A 2883-nucleotide genomic window follows, 5' to 3' on the forward strand; every position below is an offset into this window, starting at 1 on the left:
TCGTGATGCCAGACGACGAGCGTGCCGTGACGCTGGAAGAAGACGGGTTCGGGCAGTTCCGCGAGCCACTGCGGCCAGCGCGCGAGCGACGCGGCGCCGAGTTCGGTGATCAGCAGCTCCGCGCTCGCCGCTTCCGCGAGCGGCGCGAGCATCGCGGCCGCGATCCACGCGGCCGACTGCTCGCCGTCCGGGCCGCCACGCTCGTAGAGCGCGACGCGATGCCCGTCGCCCGCGAGCCGCCAGGCAATCAGGCGGCCGACGAGGCCGCCGCCGAGCACGGCGAAATCGGGTCGGGAATCCCGGGCGTTCATTGCGCGCCCTCCGCGCGAGCACGCACGACGAACGTCGACGCGCACGCGCCGCCGCGCGCAAACGCACGCGACATCGGGCCGGGAACCATGCAAAAGACTGAAGATTGTGCGGTCATCATTCCTTCCGTAACGCGCAACGCGCGTACCCAAAAGGACGAAACCGGCAGCAAAGGCCGGCCGGGCGGAACAAGGGCGCTGACCATGTGGGATGGCAGCCAGCGCGGCCCGGCGGGTTCAGAAACTTCCCTCGCCGGTATTACCCGGATCGGGTGCAAAGGGTTTTTCTCAGCCTCATCGCGCTGCCCGGAACATCTGCCGGCCGCGCCACGAAGCACCCCTGTTTCGTCGTCGGCCATTAGACCATAAAAGCGGAAAGCGCCGCAAACTGTCCCCTTGCGGCAATTTCGCCGTCGTGCCGCGCTGCTCTGGCACAATGCCTGCAGGCCGGCCGCGCGAGCGGCCGGTTGCCGCGTCACCGCCGGCCTTAAGTGCCGTTTAAGACGCGCGGGCGACCATCCGGACGCCCGCCGTCAGTCGGCGCCGCGTCCCGGCATGCCGTATCGCGGCGCGCGCCCGGCTTCGCCCGGCCCGCGCGCCGGCTACTCATCAGGAAGCACATGACCCAATCGATCGATCCCGTCCGCTCCGCCTCCGATGCGCCACAGGACGAGCGCCCGGTATCCGCATGGAGCCTCATCAAGCCCTACTGGATATCGTCCGAATGGAAAATCGCATGGGGCCTGCTGGTCGCGATCATCGCGATCAACCTCTGCGTGGTCTGGATCAACGTCCGGCTGAACAAGTGGAACGCCGAGTTCTACAACGCGCTGCAGTCGAAGGACGTCCACGACTTCCCGAACCTGCTGATGCAGTTCTCCGCGCTCGCGTTCGCCTTCATCATCCTCGCCGTGTACGGCCGCTACCTGCGGCAGATGCTCGGCTTCCGCTGGCGTCAGTGGCTCACCGACCGCTTTCTCGGCCAGTGGCTCGGCGATCGCGCGTTCTACCGGATCGAGCGTGACCGTCTCGCCGACAACCCCGACCAGCGGATCACCGACGACCTCCAGTCGTTCGCGACGACCACGCTCGCGCTGTCGCTCGACCTGCTGTCGACGGTCGTCACGCTCGTGTCGTTCATCACGATCCTGTGGTCGCTCGCCGGCGCGCTGACGTTCACGCTCGGCGCGACGCCGATTTCGATTCCCGGCTACATGGTGTGGGCGGCCGCGCTGTATGCGGTGGTCGGCTCGCTGATCATCCAGAAGGTCGGCCATCCGCTCGTGTCGATCAACTACCAGCAGCAGCGCGTCGAGGCCGACTTCCGCTTCGGGCTGATCCGCGTGCGCGAGAACGCCGAGCAGATCGCGTTCTACGACGGCGAGAAGACCGAGACCGGCAACGCGCAGACCCTCTTCATGCGCATCCGCGACAACTGGTGGCGCGTGATGAAGTACACGAAGCGGCTCACGTTCGTGTTGAGCTTCTACGGGCAGATCGCGATCATCTTCCCGCTCGTCGTTGCCGCGCCGCGCTATTTCGCGGGCGCGTTCTCGTTCGGCGTGCTGATGCAGATCTCGTCCGCGTTCGGCACCGTCAGCGATTCGTTCTCGTGGTTCATCAACAGTTACTCGACCCTCGTCGAATGGCGCGCCACCGTCAACCGTCTGCGCGAATTCAAGCGCGTGATGGGCACGTCGCACCTGAAGGAAAGCCTGTCGCCCGCGACCGAGCACGGCGGCATCAACCTGCACTACGTCGACGCCGCCAAGCTGTCGACATCGTCGCTCAAGCTCGCGCTGCCGAACGGCAACGCGCTCGCGAACATCGGCAGCGTCACGATCGAGCCCGGCTCGCGCTGGCTCGTGATCGGCAAGTCGGGTTCCGGCAAGAGCACGTTCATGCGCGCGCTCGCGGGCCTGTGGCCGTTCGGCGACGGCGCGATCGATGCGCCGGTCGGCGCGCGGATGATGTTCGTGCCGCAGACGAGCTATCTGCCGATCGGCACGCTGAAGGCCGCGCTCACCTATCCGGCGACGCCCGACGCATTCAGCGACGAAGCCTGCCGCGATGCGCTGCGCGCCTGCCGCCTCGAGGATTACGTCGGCCGCCTCGACGAGAACGCGCACTGGACCCGCGTGCTGTCGCCGGGCGAACAGCAGCGCCTGGCTGGCGCACGCGTGCTGCTGCACAAGCCCGACTTCCTGTTCCTCGACGAAGCGACGAGCGCGCTCGACGCCGATAACGAGGCACGCCTCTATCACCTGTTCGCCGAACGGCTGCCGAAGGCCGCGATCGTCAGCATCGCGCACCGCGAGTCGCTGGCCGCGTTCCACGTCGGCACGATCAACGTCGAGCGCGTGAACGACAGCGACAAGGTCGCTGCGTGAGCGCACGCGCCGCGCACGCCGCACGGATCGCGCTGATCACCGGCGCGGGTTCGGGGCTAACTGCGGCCCTCCCCCTGCGTGTCGCGGCACGCTGCATCGCGCTGGCGCTGCACGGAACGGAAGAGACGCGTTGCGGGGAAGCGGGTCGACAGTGATGCATATGTCCGTGGTGGGTCCGCCACATG

2 protein-coding genes and 1 riboswitch are annotated in these 2883 nt (G+C 67.4%); of the genes, one reads left to right on the forward strand and one right to left on the reverse strand.

All coding sequences use genetic code 11. The features are described from left to right. The coding region (locus G3N64_RS38660) for an FAD-dependent oxidoreductase (protein ID WP_205788833.1) at nt 1–311 on the reverse strand (311 nt) is incomplete at its 3' end. Between the two features lie 225 nt (nt 312–536). Beyond that, nucleotides 537–660: riboswitch (TPP riboswitch) on the reverse strand. 268 nt (nt 661–928) lie between these two features. Here G3N64_RS38660 and G3N64_RS38665 point away from each other — a divergent pair. After that, nucleotides 929–2698: an ABC transporter ATP-binding protein/permease gene (locus G3N64_RS38665; RefSeq protein WP_205788834.1), complete on the forward strand. Its 1770-nt coding sequence runs from the start codon at nt 929–931 to the stop codon at nt 2696–2698. Nucleotides 2699–2883: the final 185 nt, after the last annotated feature.

The sequence above is a fragment of the Burkholderia sp. Ac-20344 genome, from assembly GCF_017104975.1.
GTDB lineage: Bacteria > Pseudomonadota > Gammaproteobacteria > Burkholderiales > Burkholderiaceae > Burkholderia.

What these genes read in the sequence shown, in the direction of transcription:
- G3N64_RS38665 (WP_205788834.1), top strand. Translation starts at nt 929, where the DNA reads ATGACCCAATCGATCGATCCCGTCCGCTCCGCCTCCGATGCGCCACAG.